This window comes from Pelodictyon phaeoclathratiforme BU-1 (genome assembly GCF_000020645.1).
In the GTDB taxonomy this organism is placed as follows: domain Bacteria; phylum Bacteroidota; class Chlorobiia; order Chlorobiales; family Chlorobiaceae; genus Chlorobium; species Chlorobium phaeoclathratiforme.
On record NC_011060.1, the window covers coordinates 2,371,826 to 2,385,175 of the forward strand.

At 47.7% G+C, this 13,350-nt stretch carries 14 protein-coding genes; 4 read left to right on the forward strand and 10 right to left on the reverse strand.

Annotated features, from left to right (window positions below; translation table 11 throughout):
* Nucleotides 1–31: 31 nt before the first annotated feature.
* Both rfbD and PPHA_RS15695 read right to left on the reverse strand, forming a co-directional pair.
* Complete coding sequence (gene rfbD, locus PPHA_RS11325) at nt 32–910, reverse strand: dTDP-4-dehydrorhamnose reductase (RefSeq protein ID WP_012508963.1); 879 nt, start codon at nt 908–910, stop codon at nt 32–34.
* 165 nt (nt 911–1,075) lie between these two features.
* Entirely contained in the window at nt 1,076–1,258 is a 183-nt protein-coding gene (locus PPHA_RS15695; protein ID WP_190273993.1) for a hypothetical protein, read from the reverse strand.
* Between the two features lie 382 nt (nt 1,259–1,640).
* On the opposite strand from PPHA_RS15695, the gene PPHA_RS11330 reads away from it, so the two are divergent.
* The gene (locus PPHA_RS11330) at nt 1,641–2,228 is read left to right on the forward strand and encodes a hypothetical protein (protein WP_150085692.1); all 588 of its coding nucleotides are present in this window, start codon (nt 1,641–1,643) and stop codon (nt 2,226–2,228) included.
* Nucleotides 2,229–2,305: 77 nt separating this feature from the next.
* Here the strand turns inward: PPHA_RS11330 and PPHA_RS11335 are convergent, their stop codons facing one another.
* Nucleotides 2,306–3,181: an Rpn family recombination-promoting nuclease/putative transposase gene (locus tag PPHA_RS11335; RefSeq protein WP_041526541.1), complete on the reverse strand. Its 876-nt coding sequence runs from the start codon at nt 3,179–3,181 to the stop codon at nt 2,306–2,308.
* A gap of 246 nt (nt 3,182–3,427) precedes the next feature.
* On the opposite strand from PPHA_RS11335, the gene PPHA_RS16025 reads away from it, so the two are divergent.
* Together PPHA_RS16025 and PPHA_RS11340 are read left to right on the forward strand one after the other, a co-directional pair.
* Nucleotides 3,428–3,571: a hypothetical protein gene (locus PPHA_RS16025; protein WP_190273994.1), complete on the forward strand. Its 144-nt coding sequence runs from the start codon at nt 3,428–3,430 to the stop codon at nt 3,569–3,571.
* A gap of 1 nt (nt 3,572) precedes the next feature.
* Nucleotides 3,573–5,042, forward strand: coding sequence for a hypothetical protein (locus PPHA_RS11340; RefSeq protein ID WP_012508966.1), 1,470 nt, complete (start codon nt 3,573–3,575; stop codon nt 5,040–5,042).
* Between the two features lie 76 nt (nt 5,043–5,118).
* On the opposite strand, the gene PPHA_RS11345 is transcribed toward PPHA_RS11340, so the two are convergent.
* Complete coding sequence (locus PPHA_RS11345; protein WP_012508967.1) at nt 5,119–5,670, reverse strand: hypothetical protein; 552 nt, start codon at nt 5,668–5,670, stop codon at nt 5,119–5,121.
* Between the two features lie 219 nt (nt 5,671–5,889).
* Here PPHA_RS11345 and PPHA_RS11355 point away from each other — a divergent pair.
* Nucleotides 5,890–7,370, forward strand: a protein-coding gene (locus PPHA_RS11355; protein ID WP_150085532.1) for an ISNCY-like element ISPph5 family transposase whose coding sequence is annotated in 2 segments (ribosomal slippage) — nt 5,890–6,352 and nt 6,352–7,370 — 1,482 coding nt in all. Because the reading frame shifts where the segments join, the coding sequence is not laid out codon by codon here.
* A gap of 415 nt (nt 7,371–7,785) precedes the next feature.
* Here PPHA_RS11355 and PPHA_RS11360 read toward each other — a convergent pair.
* The 6 genes from PPHA_RS11360 to PPHA_RS11390 all read right to left on the reverse strand — a co-directional run bounded on the left by PPHA_RS11360 (nt 7,786) and on the right by PPHA_RS11390 (nt 13,262).
* Nucleotides 7,786–8,037 (reverse strand): hypothetical protein, encoded by a 252-nt coding sequence (locus PPHA_RS11360; protein ID WP_012508968.1) that lies wholly within the window; start codon nt 8,035–8,037, stop codon nt 7,786–7,788.
* Between the two features lie 172 nt (nt 8,038–8,209).
* Complete coding sequence (rfbC, locus tag PPHA_RS11365; RefSeq protein WP_041526867.1) at nt 8,210–8,797, reverse strand: dTDP-4-dehydrorhamnose 3,5-epimerase; 588 nt, start codon at nt 8,795–8,797, stop codon at nt 8,210–8,212.
* A gap of 126 nt (nt 8,798–8,923) precedes the next feature.
* On the reverse strand, nt 8,924–9,805 hold the full coding sequence (gene rfbA / locus PPHA_RS11370; RefSeq protein ID WP_012508970.1) for a glucose-1-phosphate thymidylyltransferase RfbA: 882 nt from the start codon (nt 9,803–9,805) through the stop codon (nt 8,924–8,926).
* A gap of 117 nt (nt 9,806–9,922) precedes the next feature.
* Complete coding sequence (locus PPHA_RS11375) at nt 9,923–10,135, reverse strand: hypothetical protein (protein ID WP_041526542.1); 213 nt, start codon at nt 10,133–10,135, stop codon at nt 9,923–9,925.
* Nucleotides 10,136–10,359: 224 nt separating this feature from the next.
* Nucleotides 10,360–11,364: an arsenic resistance protein gene (locus PPHA_RS11380; protein ID WP_012508973.1), complete on the reverse strand. Its 1,005-nt coding sequence runs from the start codon at nt 11,362–11,364 to the stop codon at nt 10,360–10,362.
* A 386-nt stretch (nt 11,365–11,750) separates the two neighbouring features.
* Nucleotides 11,751–13,262: an acetyl-CoA hydrolase/transferase family protein gene (locus PPHA_RS11390; protein WP_012508974.1), complete on the reverse strand. Its 1,512-nt coding sequence runs from the start codon at nt 13,260–13,262 to the stop codon at nt 11,751–11,753.
* Between the last annotated feature and the right edge of the window lie 88 nt (nt 13,263–13,350).

The window sequence follows — 13,350 nt, forward strand, 5'->3', positions numbered from 1 at the left end:
AACTGTTTGGTTAGAGTTGCCAATCCCGCTCTCATCCTTTATTCGCTCCATGCTGCAACTTCTCAAGCATGGCAGCCAGCGATACCCGCCAGTACGGAATTTCAAGCTTCCACTCATCCTTTATAGCCGACTTGTTCAGAACGCTATAATGCGGTCTCTCGGCAATCTGGGGATACTGACTGCTTTCGACCGGCACCACCCTGCAGGGCAGTTCAGCCAACTCCATGATCGCCTGGGCAAAATCATACCAGGAGCAAACCCCTTCATTTGAATAATGATAGCGTCCTGCGTAGTGGTTATTCTTGTCGTACCGCTCAAGCATTGAAACAAGAGCGCCTGCAAGATCAGCCGCCCAGGTTGGCGTACCAATCTGGTCAGCCACAACGTTCAGCGTCGAACGCTCGGCGCCAAGACGCAACATCGTCTTGACAAAGTTGGCGCCATAGATCGAATAGAGCCATGAGGTACGGATAATCCAGTGAGAAGGCGCAATATCGCGGATACGCTCCTCCCCTTCCCATTTCGACACACCGTAAACACCAAGCGGAGTAGCGGGATCAGTTTCCCGATAAGGAATATGCGACTTGCCATTAAAAACATAATCAGTTGAAATGTGCACCAGAAGAGCATTGCGCTCCTTTGCACAGGCCGCAAGCACGGCAGCACCATCCCGGTTCACCCTGAATGCCGCATCAACATCCGACTCCGCCTTGTCCACAGCCGTATATGCCGCACAATTGATGATCACCTCTATCTCATGCTCACGGCAAAGCTCAGCAACACGCTCGGGAGAGGTAATATCGAGATCAGGAAGGTCATAGAAAAAAAAACGGTGGTTGTCAGAGCGGGTTGAGAGTTCCTGCAACTCAGAACCAAGCTGACCCCGACTGCCGGTAACAAGAATATTCATAAAAAAATGAAAGTTGAAGGTGACAATCAGAGCGCTGAAGCCTTGAGACAGCGTACTGTTACGAGTTCAACCCAAGACCGAGAATCAAGATATAAAAATGAGAGCGAAAAAGATACTCATTACTCCTTGGATATCGACCTCTTTCTCTGCCCTCCAGCTCCCTCATCAGCAGCGTAGCCATCGGTGATCTGGAACAAGAGAGGCGCTGAAGAGGCGAAGCGGATTGTTACGCTCTTCTGCAGTTGCGCACCAGTTCATGAACGCCACGCTTTCACGCCTGAGCACTATCCACATTGGCGGCCTCGCTTGCATCAGCAGAGCAACGAGATAGTAAAAGCGGTGCTCCACAATCACAAAAATATTAGCAGGAAAGAGTATTATTATCTTGTATTTATGCGTAACTTTAACTGTTATTTGACTCTATTGAGGAACAAAGGTCTGTACAGCTTAACGATGCCCATACTTTCAAAAAGAAAGATCCGGTTTGAATTGTCTTGTATGGTTTTAGGCTGATCGGTATAAATCGGGATGATACTGCCATTATATCTCATTTTAAAACAATTATTTAATTGGCTTATCGGAATAATTTTGAAGTCGTCTTATACAGAAAGGAGCGTCTGGTTTTTCCGAAATATGCTGATCGTCTCAACAATGTTAGACCACGATGAGGAAAATGTCACAAATGGATACAGAGAGCACACAAAACACTTCGCAGAACGAATCAAAGCACATGGAAACTCGCATTGAGGACTTGAAATGGGGTATTGGCTTGTTTGCAGGCGTATTGAGTTTGTTAGTCGCTGGTCTATCTATAATGGTCGGGTTGAATCTATCGTCTGAAAAGTCTTCTTTAGACACTTTGAAAAACGAACTCCGGACAGAGGTACGCGAATATCTTGGAAAATCCTCAAAACCAAATCTTGTTCTTATGGGAGTTGACGGACGGGAACTCCAAGGGGAAACGGTGGATGCATGGTTGGCGCCAAACGAAAAAGGTGCTCAGATACACTTTTCTTGGGTTATTAAAAACGTAGGCAAAGGACGTAGCGGTAAAATATTCGCGAGATTTTACTCTTCCAATGTGCTTTTTCCAGACCCAGATGTCGAAGGAACGGGGTACAAATTCTCCACATTTATTGAACCCAGTAAGTTCCAACCTTCCGAAGTGTTTGGAGGAGCTTCTGTTCTGTACACGGCAAATTTAGGTGTTGACGAATCGATGCAATCTCTTGATAGCAAACCAGAGATTCTTGTCAGGCTATTTTACGGTGATGGGCAGTCTGTTGATGCCAAATTCAGAGTAAGACAAAAGAAATGACTGTGTCTAACAAGGAAAATCCAACTGACGCGCAAAGACGGCTTAGCTTGGTCGTTAGAAGGAGTAAAAAGAAAGGTTCAATGGCGTAGCAGCTCTGCGTCTATCCCGGCAACAGCAGCAGCTTCTTCAGCACTCATTCCCTTTTCTACCAATCGGTTGGCAACTTCAAGTTTTCCTTCAATCCGTCCCTCCTCCTTGCCCTCCATCCGACCGAGACCATAGTTTGATTCTACAAGACTGGCCTCATAACGCAGGTCATCCTGATAACGGGCATAGGCTAACTGCTCTTCTTCCGGCATACTCATGAGGGAAAAAGATTGTTTTGCTTTCTGAATTCCCTTGGCTTTGAACTCATCCTTGATCTCTTCGTTTTTGAGAAAGTAGATCCACTCGTCAAGTGATGTTGTGGCCATCCGGTTAAAGTTATTGATCCTGATCAGGTAGTATTCAGGATAAATGTGGTTGATCTGACTCTTGCCGAACTGCTTCTGCTGGCTGATATTGAGTTGCAGTTTGTCATGGTCATGGGTCCCCGTGAAGCTGGTGGTACCATGATAGATGTAGTCGGTGCCGTGGCCGAGATCAAAGTAGAGGATATTGACAGAGATAACCTTGACCAGTTTGGCATAGGCTTCGCCCTCTTTTTGATGTTCAGTGATGACCCGTGAAGTGCCGTAAAGCATCCGCTGCAGATAATCAAGTTCCCGCTCAAACTGTACTTCAATAATGATAATTTCGCCCTTTCTGTTTTTTACCTTGAGGTCAACACGGTTGAATTTGTCGCTTCTCCTCTCCTTGTTGCTTTCGCTTTCGAGAATGTCAAGGACAAGAATGTCTTCGCCGAGAAGCTCGCTTAAAAAACCTTCAAGAATCTCAAAGTTGGCTTTGCTCCGCAGCAGGCGCTTCATTGCCCAGTCGAAAGTGATCAGTTTTCGGGATGATCGGGTACTCATGGCTTTACAGTTCACAGGTTACAAGTTGAGGAGAGGCGCATACCCCTCTCTTCTATAGTACGTTTTTTATTCTTGTACAAAAAAGCGTGTTCTCATTTATGCCATAGCAGCCGATGCTCCTGTTCTGCAGCGGAAGTTCCGTTTATCAAGAATGGAGTCCGGAATAGAAATCAACGGAAACCCTTAAAATAAAACAAGGTAGATCATTATGGCCGATACTGCTGCCTGAGGGAAGTTGCGACTGTTATGTGCATTGTCGATATTGAAGGCGGTGCACTCTCTGTTGCATTTGTTGAAGAGGCGGATGGTGACTTTTTCCTGATGACTCTGTTTTCAGAGAGAGAGCACAGAACGCACTTGAAAAAGAGACTCTTTGCCAGTCACTCATAGAATGAAATACTGCTGGATTGCCGTTATTGTTTCTGGAGCTGCGGCTGCGCGTCTATGGCTCCTTTTCAGCACTGAGCTGGTGCCGGGAATCAACGGAGCCTATTACCTCATACAGGTACGCGCATTACTGGAACGGCAAGAACTTGCGCTGCCTGATCTGCCACTCGTTTTTTACTTTGAGGCGCTCCTCGCCGGATTGCTGCAAAGGCTGACGGGTAATGGAATTAATGAAAGTGTACTTCTCGCGGTAAAACTTATCGATGGTATTCTCCCTGCGTTTGCAGCGTTACCGATCTTTTTCCTGCTTGAACGTTGGAACCTTAACGCTATGGCTCCACGCTGGATCTCCGCACTCGGGGCCTTGCTTGTGGTCATGTGCTTTCCTGCGCTAAGCGTGGTCGGAGATTTGCAGAAGCATTCACTCGCCCTTGCCTTGCTTGCCGCATTGCTCTGGCAGATTAATGCCTGGATGAAGAGGCCATCGGCAGCTCATCTCCTTGGAATTGGACTCTCTGGTGCACTGATTGCATTGACACATATTGCCGTATTTGGAGCAACAATGCTTTTGCTTGCAGGTATTTTTCTCGCATCCCTCTTCGTTCGAAAGCGATTTCCGTGGAAAGCACAGCATCCGCTGGTTGTTGCTGCCATCGTTGTTCTTGTCATGATTGTCGGGGCTGTTTGGTGGCGGTTCGATGCTCAACGTCTGTATCGCCTGTTCTCTGTGGTGTCTAACCTGGCAAACCTGGTGCAGAATGGGGCGTTCATGCCTGGGGCTACAGGCGTACCATCTCCAATAACCTCATACCTGCTCTGGTTTTTTGAGCTACTGGCGGCTTTTGGAATTGTGAGCATAATCTGGAGAAAACGCCAGCAGTTGCCGATTGAGGTTATCTCTATTGTTACAGGAGCCACGCTTTCCATCCTCGCTTTGACTATGCCGTTATTCTCTCAGGATATGGCTCTGCGGCTGGCGCTTATTGCTGTTTTGCCAGGTATACTGGTTCTCTGCTTCGCAATGCAACAGATCAGCAACCGCTGGTTACGTAACATTCTTGCGTTGGGAGTCGCACTTGTGCTTCTTCTGCCAAGTGGATCACTTGTAGTCAACGGCGGGCAGGCTATGCTCTCTTCAGCCGCTATGCAGGAACTGAAAAGCCTGTCGGCGCTTGTTCACTCACCGGCAAAAACATTGATCATTGCGCCCCACGGTCTTGAGTGGTGGACGGCATGGACATTAGGGACAAAAATCAGCAACCCTGACGCTGTTGAAATTTCAGACTGCCGCAACTATGCCGAAGTGTTCGTTATCGAACAAAAGCAATGGTTTCTCCACCGGATGCCACCACCACCACTCATCAGGAGTGCAAGGACAATACCTGCCGTCAGTGAGATTGTCCATGATGGAAAATATTTCAAACTTATCCGGGCGGATATAGCACACAACCTGACCCGGCAGGGCAAGGAATGACAAAGACAAAAAAAGAGGCCACTCATACCTTGCACTGCTTTTTTCGTGACCAGATTACCGGGCTGAAACCCCTGCGCTACTTCAAGGCCTTCAGCTTTGTGACCGCCATTTTTCCCGCCTCAATCAGCTTGTTCCGCACGGTTTCATTGTTGTTGTTGCCTGCTCCGATCTGGATGTAGTAACCATCGGCGAGAGTAGAGAGGCCACCGGTTGCAAAGAACGCTTCGTCTCCTACTCCCTCGACATCCTTTCTCATACCTTCGAAATTATCCTTCAGACTCTTGTAGATCGAAGCGGAAGTGATGCCCTGAGGCGGCATGAAGGCGTCCTGGGTCAGCACAACCTGCAGGAATTGCGTAGACTGGGTATCTACCGGGTTGTACAGGCAGAGTTTCTGGCCAACTACCTGATTGTCGGTTTTTTCTGCAGGCTTGACGGCCTCGCCGAGCATGGTTTCCGCATCCTTTGCTGTAATGAGATCACAGGGTTCGATGATTTTTGATGCCTGCTGCTGTACCGTGGCGTTTTCGCTGCCGGTTTCAGGTTGCCCGGGGGAATTGCCGCTGCATCCGGGCAACAGCAGGAACAGGCAGAGTGGAAGTATGCGGATGATGTGTGCAGGTCGCATGAGATCGAATAATAAAAAGTTTACGTAGTGGATGAACGAAAAACTGTTATGATATTATAAAATAATAGTTTATATTGTTATTTCATGGTCAAAGATATTTGACGGACCCTGAGCTAAAGCGTAATAATACCCCATTAGAAGCATTTTTGATAGAGAAAAGGTGTTGCAGGGTGCCCTCAAAGAGAAACAGACTCCAAACTTCGTTTTTTGAAATCCACTATGCGTAGCGTCATCAACCACCAAATGATGTTCGGTCGTACCGATATTTCTGCCATTGTTTTCGATCCGAAATCACGAGATGATATCCCAAAAATCTTGAGGGGCCTTCAGGGCATCTACACCGACGAGGAGTTGCGCAAGCGTGTTTTTGCCATCCTCGAAGAGGTTCGTCCTGAACGGAAAAAAGGAGAAGGAAAAGCTGACCCAAACACAGGGCGTCCCGGTATGGAGCAATGGGCAATTTTGGTACTGGGTGTCGTTCGACTGGGAATCAACGCTGATTACGATCGGCTTCATGAATTGGTCAATCACCACGATACGCTTCGCCAGATGCTTGGTCACAACGATTGGACTGATAAAACATCTTATGAACTCCAGACCATCAAAGATAATGTCCGACTGTTTACCCCCGAATTGCTTGATCGAATCAACCAGGAAATTGTCCGTGCAGGTCATACGTTAGTAAAAAAAAAGAGGAAGAAAATTTCCCTTTAATGGCCCGAGGTGATTCGTTTGTGGTGGAAACCAACGTTCACTTTCCTGCTGATACAAGCCAGTTGTTCGATGCCATTCGCAAAGCCATTGAGGTCTGTGCGAAATGGTCTTTTGATGAAGGATTAAGTCAATGGCGCCAATACGATCATAACATCCGGCATATCAAAAGAATGCGTCGTATTGTGCAACAGCTCAAGCACTCGACATCAAAAAAGCCGGAAAAGAAAGCTCTCAAAGATCAACAAATAAAGCAAGCACTCCTCGATTACCTTGCGGCAGTCGATTATCAGTTACAACGGGCAGTGCGTACCGGCGCAGAACTGGGTGGCTTAAATCCGTTGCGGCTCAGCCAGCTTAACGGCTATATTGCTCATGCTGAGGTACAAATGGGGCAAATTCGTCGTCGGATAAATGACGAGGTTATTCCGCATGCGGAGAAAGTCTTTTCAATTTTTCAGCCACACACCGAGTGGATCAGTAAAGGCAAGGCGGGAGTGCCGGTTGAGTTGGGATTACGGGTCTGTATTATCGAAGATCAGTATCGTTTTATCCTGCATCATCAGGTCATGGAAAAAGTTGTCGATAGCGACATCGCAGTGTCCATTATCGAAGAGACCAAGCAACGTTTTCCAAACTTGCGATCGATCAGCTACGACAAAGGCTTTCATAGCCCGGATAACCAACGCGACCTGAAAGCGCTTCTTGAAAAAGTTGTTATGCCGAAAAAAGGCAAGCTCTCAAAAATCGACAAAGCTCATGAATCCGAGCCGGAATTCAGGAGACTGCGACGGCAGCATTCGGCAGTTGAATCAGCAATCAACGCACTTGAGGTTCACGGCTTGGATATATGCCCTGATGATGGCATCAAAGGATTCAATCGCTATGTTGCCCTTGCAGTGCTGGCTCGCAACATTCATCGTTATGGAGCACTCTTGTACAAGCAGGATGCGAAGCGACATCGAGGGCCCTACAAAAAAGCTGCCTGAGTTCTCTCCCCAAAAAAAGAGTTTTTTACCAATTCGCAGGGAGAGATCCGTTCGTTATGACGCTTCCTGGAGCAAAATTCGGTAGTTTACCCATGGCGTGTCACGATCAGCACAAAAACGCCTTTTGTTGATCATTAAAAATGGTTTTTAATCCGGCGGGAGGTTGTCAAATTTTCAAAAAACAGGGGTTTTCTTTCTGGCACTACGTAACACTCCCCAATATCAAAACAGTTCAATATCCCGGTGCTTTTTTACAATGAGCAAGCGGTTTAAAAGTGGTTACAGGTTTTTGAAACGGATCCGAAAGCGTGTTATCATGTCCTTTGAGAACGCATTCAAACAGAAGAAATCGGCTATTGAAACCGTAACCTTCATGGCTGACAAAGAGCGAAAATGGTGTGGTTTCGTTCAGGCCTTACTGCACAGAGATATGATCCTTCTCTTTTGTGGCATCCTCAATAACCGGCACCCCGAAAAACATCTCTGTATCGCCAACACTTTTCGGCGCAATCACTTTATCCTTAAAATCAGCCCTTATTCTCATCATGAGGTCAGGATGAACCGTTATGGATACGGGCTCTTTGATGGTACGAAATCCATAAAAAATCGCCGCTATGATCTTTTCACGAAAAAAATCGCCGCTGCCCACCTCATAGCTCTTTCCCATTTTCCTCCCTGTTTTAATGCTGTAACGATTTTTAATTTACAAGTAAGCGGTCATACTCCATAACCAGCTCCGGGAAATATACCAAAAGCTGTTGGTTGCTAAGCTGAAATCAGACTGACTCCGAAAAGAGCATCTCTTCTCCCCTGACGGAGAAAGCTGGAATCTGCAAAAACTATTTCCGGGGATAGAGCTTGTCCTGCCGGAACGCTTCATACGCAAAGGTGTCAACTGAGGAGAAGGCAGGCTGTTCGGCATCTTTGCCAGAGACCCTGATCACTTCCGGCGGAAGCTGCCAGTCGACGGCGAGGGATGGATCGTTCCATCGAATACCGGCATCATGCGATGGCGTATAGTAGTTATCGCACTTGTAGGCAAAAACCGCCTCTTGGGAGAGCACAAGAAAGCCGTGGGCAAACCCTTTTGGAACCCAGAGCATTCGCTTCCGCTCGGTATCGAGCAGACAGGAGACGTGACGACCGTACCAGGGGGAACCAAGACGCAGATCGACAGCAACATCAAGCACACTGCCATAAAGGGCACGAACAAGCTTGGACTGCGTAAATGGCGGTTTCTGAAAATGAAGACCGCGAAGCACTCCGTACCCCGACTTCGACTCATTATCCTGCACAAAGGCAACATGACCGACATGCTGCTCAAAAAGATCCTGCCGGAACGATTCAAAAAAATAGCCCCGATCATCGCCAAAAACCTTCGGTTCAAATATCAGAACATCTGGTATGGCTGTTATAATCACTTGCATAAGCGCTTCAAAAAAAATTGAACCGGCAATCACACAAAAAATGTATCGGCAAAAGAGTCCTGTTTTTTTTCAGATAACAAATGAACGGCAGAAAAATACGAACCTGTATAGGAGCAAAGAAAGAACTCACTGTTTCTGAACAAGCAACTGCCGAAGATACTGGCCGTAATGACTTTTCATCAGAGGCTCGGATAACTGTAACAGCTCATCACCCGTTATCCAGCCATTTCGCCAGGCAATCTCTTCCGGACAGGCAATTTTAAGCCCCTGTCGTTTTTCAACGGTCTGGATAAAATTCCCTGCCTCCTGGAAAGATTCATGCGTGCCGGTATCCAGCCAGGCGAAACCGCGTCCCAGCATGGAGCACTTGAGCTCTTTCCGCCTCAGATACTCCTCATTGACCGAGGTGATTTCAAGCTCTCCCCGATCTGATGGACGTACCTGTTTTGCAATTTCAACGACATTGTTCGGATAAAAATAGAGTCCGACAACGGCATAATTTGATTTCGGCTTCTCCGGCTTTTCCTCCAGAGAGAGCACATTTCCTTCCGCATCAAGCTCCGCCACACCATAACGCTCCGGGTCACTGACATAGTAACCGAATATGGTTGCCTTTCGCTCTTGTTGTACGCTCTGAACCGCTGCCTCAAGCATGGGACTGAAAGCATAACCGAAAAAAATATTGTCTCCAAGGATCAGGGCGACGTCATTACTGCCAATAAAATCCTCACCAAGAATGAAGGCCTGGGCAAGTCCGTCAGGAGAGGGTTGCACAATATAGGAGAGCGAAATACCCCACTCATGACCATCTCCAAGCAGTTTCATGAACATCGACTGGTCTTCAGGAGTGGTGATAATGAGAATTTCCCTTATCCCCGACAGCATCAGTGTTGTCAGGGGATAATAGATCATCGGTTTGTCATAAACAGGAAGAAGCTGTTTTGATACTGCCCTGGTGACGGGATAGAGCCGTGTGCCAGAGCCCCCTGCGAGAATAATTCCTTTCATAACCGCCTTTTAGTGTTATAAGCCACCCAAGCACCTGCAACACAGATCAGTTGCAATCGAAGAAAAACAAGAGCTCTTTCCTGTCAAGAGTCTCAACTACAGGTCAGCAACATCCACTTACTCCTCATCCTCATCCAGAAGTTGTGTCTCCAGTCCTGTAATGAAGCCCATCATAAAGACTCTTTTAGCAATTTCAGGTATAATTTTGTCAAGATCATCAAGAGTAAACTGGTAATCAGCTTCAATGGCCTCATTCAGACTCTCCCTCGCATTTTCATACGTCTCTTCGGCCAATTCCCACAACCGCTCCACTGACTCGTTCTCGTCCATATCCCCTCCAGATAAAATCCCCCGAAGCGTGCAGCACTCCAGAGAGAATAACTGAACCTGTCAGCCAACGCTGCACTCGCCGACTCTCTTCAGTATAAATAAAATTCTTCGGATTAACTGTTTGAATTGTGCAATCATCCAGCCCAACATACCCAACCTGAAATAATTTTTTCCCCGGAAAACAGGCTTGGAGAGTTGAGTGGTGAATCATGGCGTTGCCCGGTTCAGCCTCCTTTGACAGATTCGGACGCCATGGCAGGGCTGGAAAGCGGGGCTCCGAAGAGGCGGTCGGTTAACTTTACATACCATGCCGCAGCCTGCACTTGAACGATATAGGCCAATGCAATCAACAGCGCAGCATCAGCGCCCTTTTCGCGGAACACACCAAGGGCAATCGCAAGCGCAATCGAGAGGTTCCTCATAACAGTACCATAAACAAAAGCAATGGCATCGCTTCGCTTGAACAGGCTCTTGCCAACGAGCGTACTGATGATAAAATTGATCGTATAGAGCAACACCAGCGGTAAAAGCAGATTCGGCAGCATTGCCGGGTTCGCAAAGATACTTTTTGCCTTGAGAGCTATGGATACAAACACAATACCGAGAACGCCCAACGTCGAAAAGGGAGGAAACTTTGGCTTGAAGCGCTGATTAAACTCCCGCTCTCCATAGCTCTTCACCAGCCAGCGTTGGGTAACGGTACCAAGCACCAACGGCAGGAAAACAATTAACCCGATTTGCATGAATACCTGTAACAGCGGGATTTCGACCACCGCACCCAGAAGCACATTGAGGTAGAGCGGCGCAAGCAGAGAACCTGCGATCAAACCAATCACCGTCATTTTGACCGCTGCAGGCACATTCCCTTTGGCAAAACCTGTCCAGGAGATGGTCATGCCGGAGGTAGGCAGCAGTGATGTCAGCAGCAGTGCAAGCCTGACCATGGGCTGATCGGCGAAAAACAACAGGCCAATTCCATAACCAATGGCGGGCATCACGAGAAAATTGAGAGCAAGCGTAACGCCCTGCAGTTTGTTGCCGCCAGGATTGAGAAGCTCTCGCACATTCATCGTAACCATCATAGGATAGACCATGAGAAAGGTAAGCGGAAGAATGGTCCAGCGCAGAAAAGCCGCGTCGGTCGCTAATCCGAACAACAGCCCGGCCAGCATGGCGAGAGGAATGCTCCAAACCAGATGTTTCTGGAGCAAAGAAAGTAATTTCCACATAATCAATGTCCTTTCCGGAAAATGAGTTATTGGTGTGACCACAGCAGAGTCACCCTTCGCAAAAGAGTTGCACTATAATTATTGTCATATGCTCATTAATATAAAAAATTAAAGCCGGTTGTCAAGCTTCGGCCAGAGGAATTCACCTCCTGACCGTAATTACCGGGTAACCTATCTCTAACTTATTTCAGAATAATACGTTGCTGACTCTCGCTGATTTTGCTTGCTCAATGCCCTGAAACGGTCAGTGCAAGCCCGGTTTGCCAGGCTTGCACTGCAGGAGGGGTTGTGTGCCGAAAAAAAAAGATGCCTGAAAAAGGGACTTTCTGCCAAAATCAGCCCGGCTCCGGCAAAGGGTATACTTCGTGCAAAAAAAACAGTTTGCCTTACATCTGGCCGGTAGTAAGGTATCGCTGATGCCAGCTTAATGCTTCGTCAAGCAGATGGGGGGTATGTTTCCCGAAAGAGTGCTCAAGTGCGCGTTTGTGGTAGTCCCGCAATGCTGGCTTGAAATTCGGGTGAGCACAGTTTTCAATAATCACTTTTGCTCGCTGGGTTGGAGAGAGGCCACGCAGATCAGCAAGTCCCTGCTCGGTCACCAGGATCTGAACATCGTGTTCCGTATGGTCGACGTGGGATACCATGGGCACAATGCAGGAAACCTGACCATCCTTTGCCTGGGATGGTGTCATGAATATGGAGATATAGGCATTGCGTGCAAAATCACCTGAGCCACCAATGCCATTCATGATAGCGCTGCCCATCACATGGGTCGAATTGACATTACCGTAAATATCAGCCTCGATCATACCGTTCATGGCAATGACCCCCAATCGACGAATAATTTCAGGATGGTTGCTGATCTCCTGTGGTCGCAGGATAATCTTGTCCTTGTATTCATCAAGATGGGCGTAGAGTTGTACCAGAGCCTTATCGCTCAAGGAGAATGCCGTCGCTGAAGCAGAAACTAACTTGCCGGAATGAAGAAGTTCGAGCATACCATCCTGCAGCACTTCGGTATAAGCGGTCATGTTCTCAAACGGCCCATGGTTCAGACCAGCCATGACAGCATTGGCAATATTGCCAACACCCGACTGTAACGGCAGAAGGTTCTTTGGGAGGCGTCCACGCTTCACCTCATGTTCAAGAAATTCGAGGATATGACCGGCAATCAGGCGAGATTTTTCATCAGGTGCCGAGAAATCAGAATTTCGATCAGGACTATAGGTTTCGATGATAGCGATAACTTTGTCAGGATCGCAATGCAGGTAGGGGTCACCGATCCGGTCATGCGGGTGTACCATCGGGATCGGTTGACGATTCGGGGGCAGATTGGTACCATAATAAATGTCATGCATTCCCTCCAGACGAGAGTCTTGCCATGAGTTCACTTCAAGGATCACCTTGTCGGCCTGTTCCAGCCAGGTTTTGTTATTACCAATCGAACTCGAAGGTATGAGGCGCCCATCTTCGAGAATACCCGCAACTTCAACAACAGCAATATTCAGTTTTCCGAGAAAGCCGAACCAGACGAACTGGGCTACATGAGAGAGGTGAATATCGATATACTCCATCTCTCCGGCATTAATACGCTTCCGGCAAGTAGGGTCTGATTGATAAGGAAGTCGCATTTCCACACCATCTACCTTGGCCAACGCTCCATCCAGTTCGGGTGCGGTGGATGCGCCGGTCCAAACTCCGATCCTGAATTTCTCTCCGGCGCTGTTGGCCGTTTCAATACGTTTGGCGAGCGCTAAAGGCACCGCCTTGGGATAACCTGAGCCGGTAAACCCGCTCATACCAACGTTGTCTCCGGAAGAGATAAGGGCTGCGGCCTCTTCCGCCGTCATGATCTTGCTTTGTAAAGCTTTACAATGGATGCGGGATACTTTGTTCATTTTCTGCACAACTCCATTCAAAATTTGTGACCGACAATATTGCAACTCATAACTGCAACCCGCATGTTACCCTCAAGGGCGCTGACCG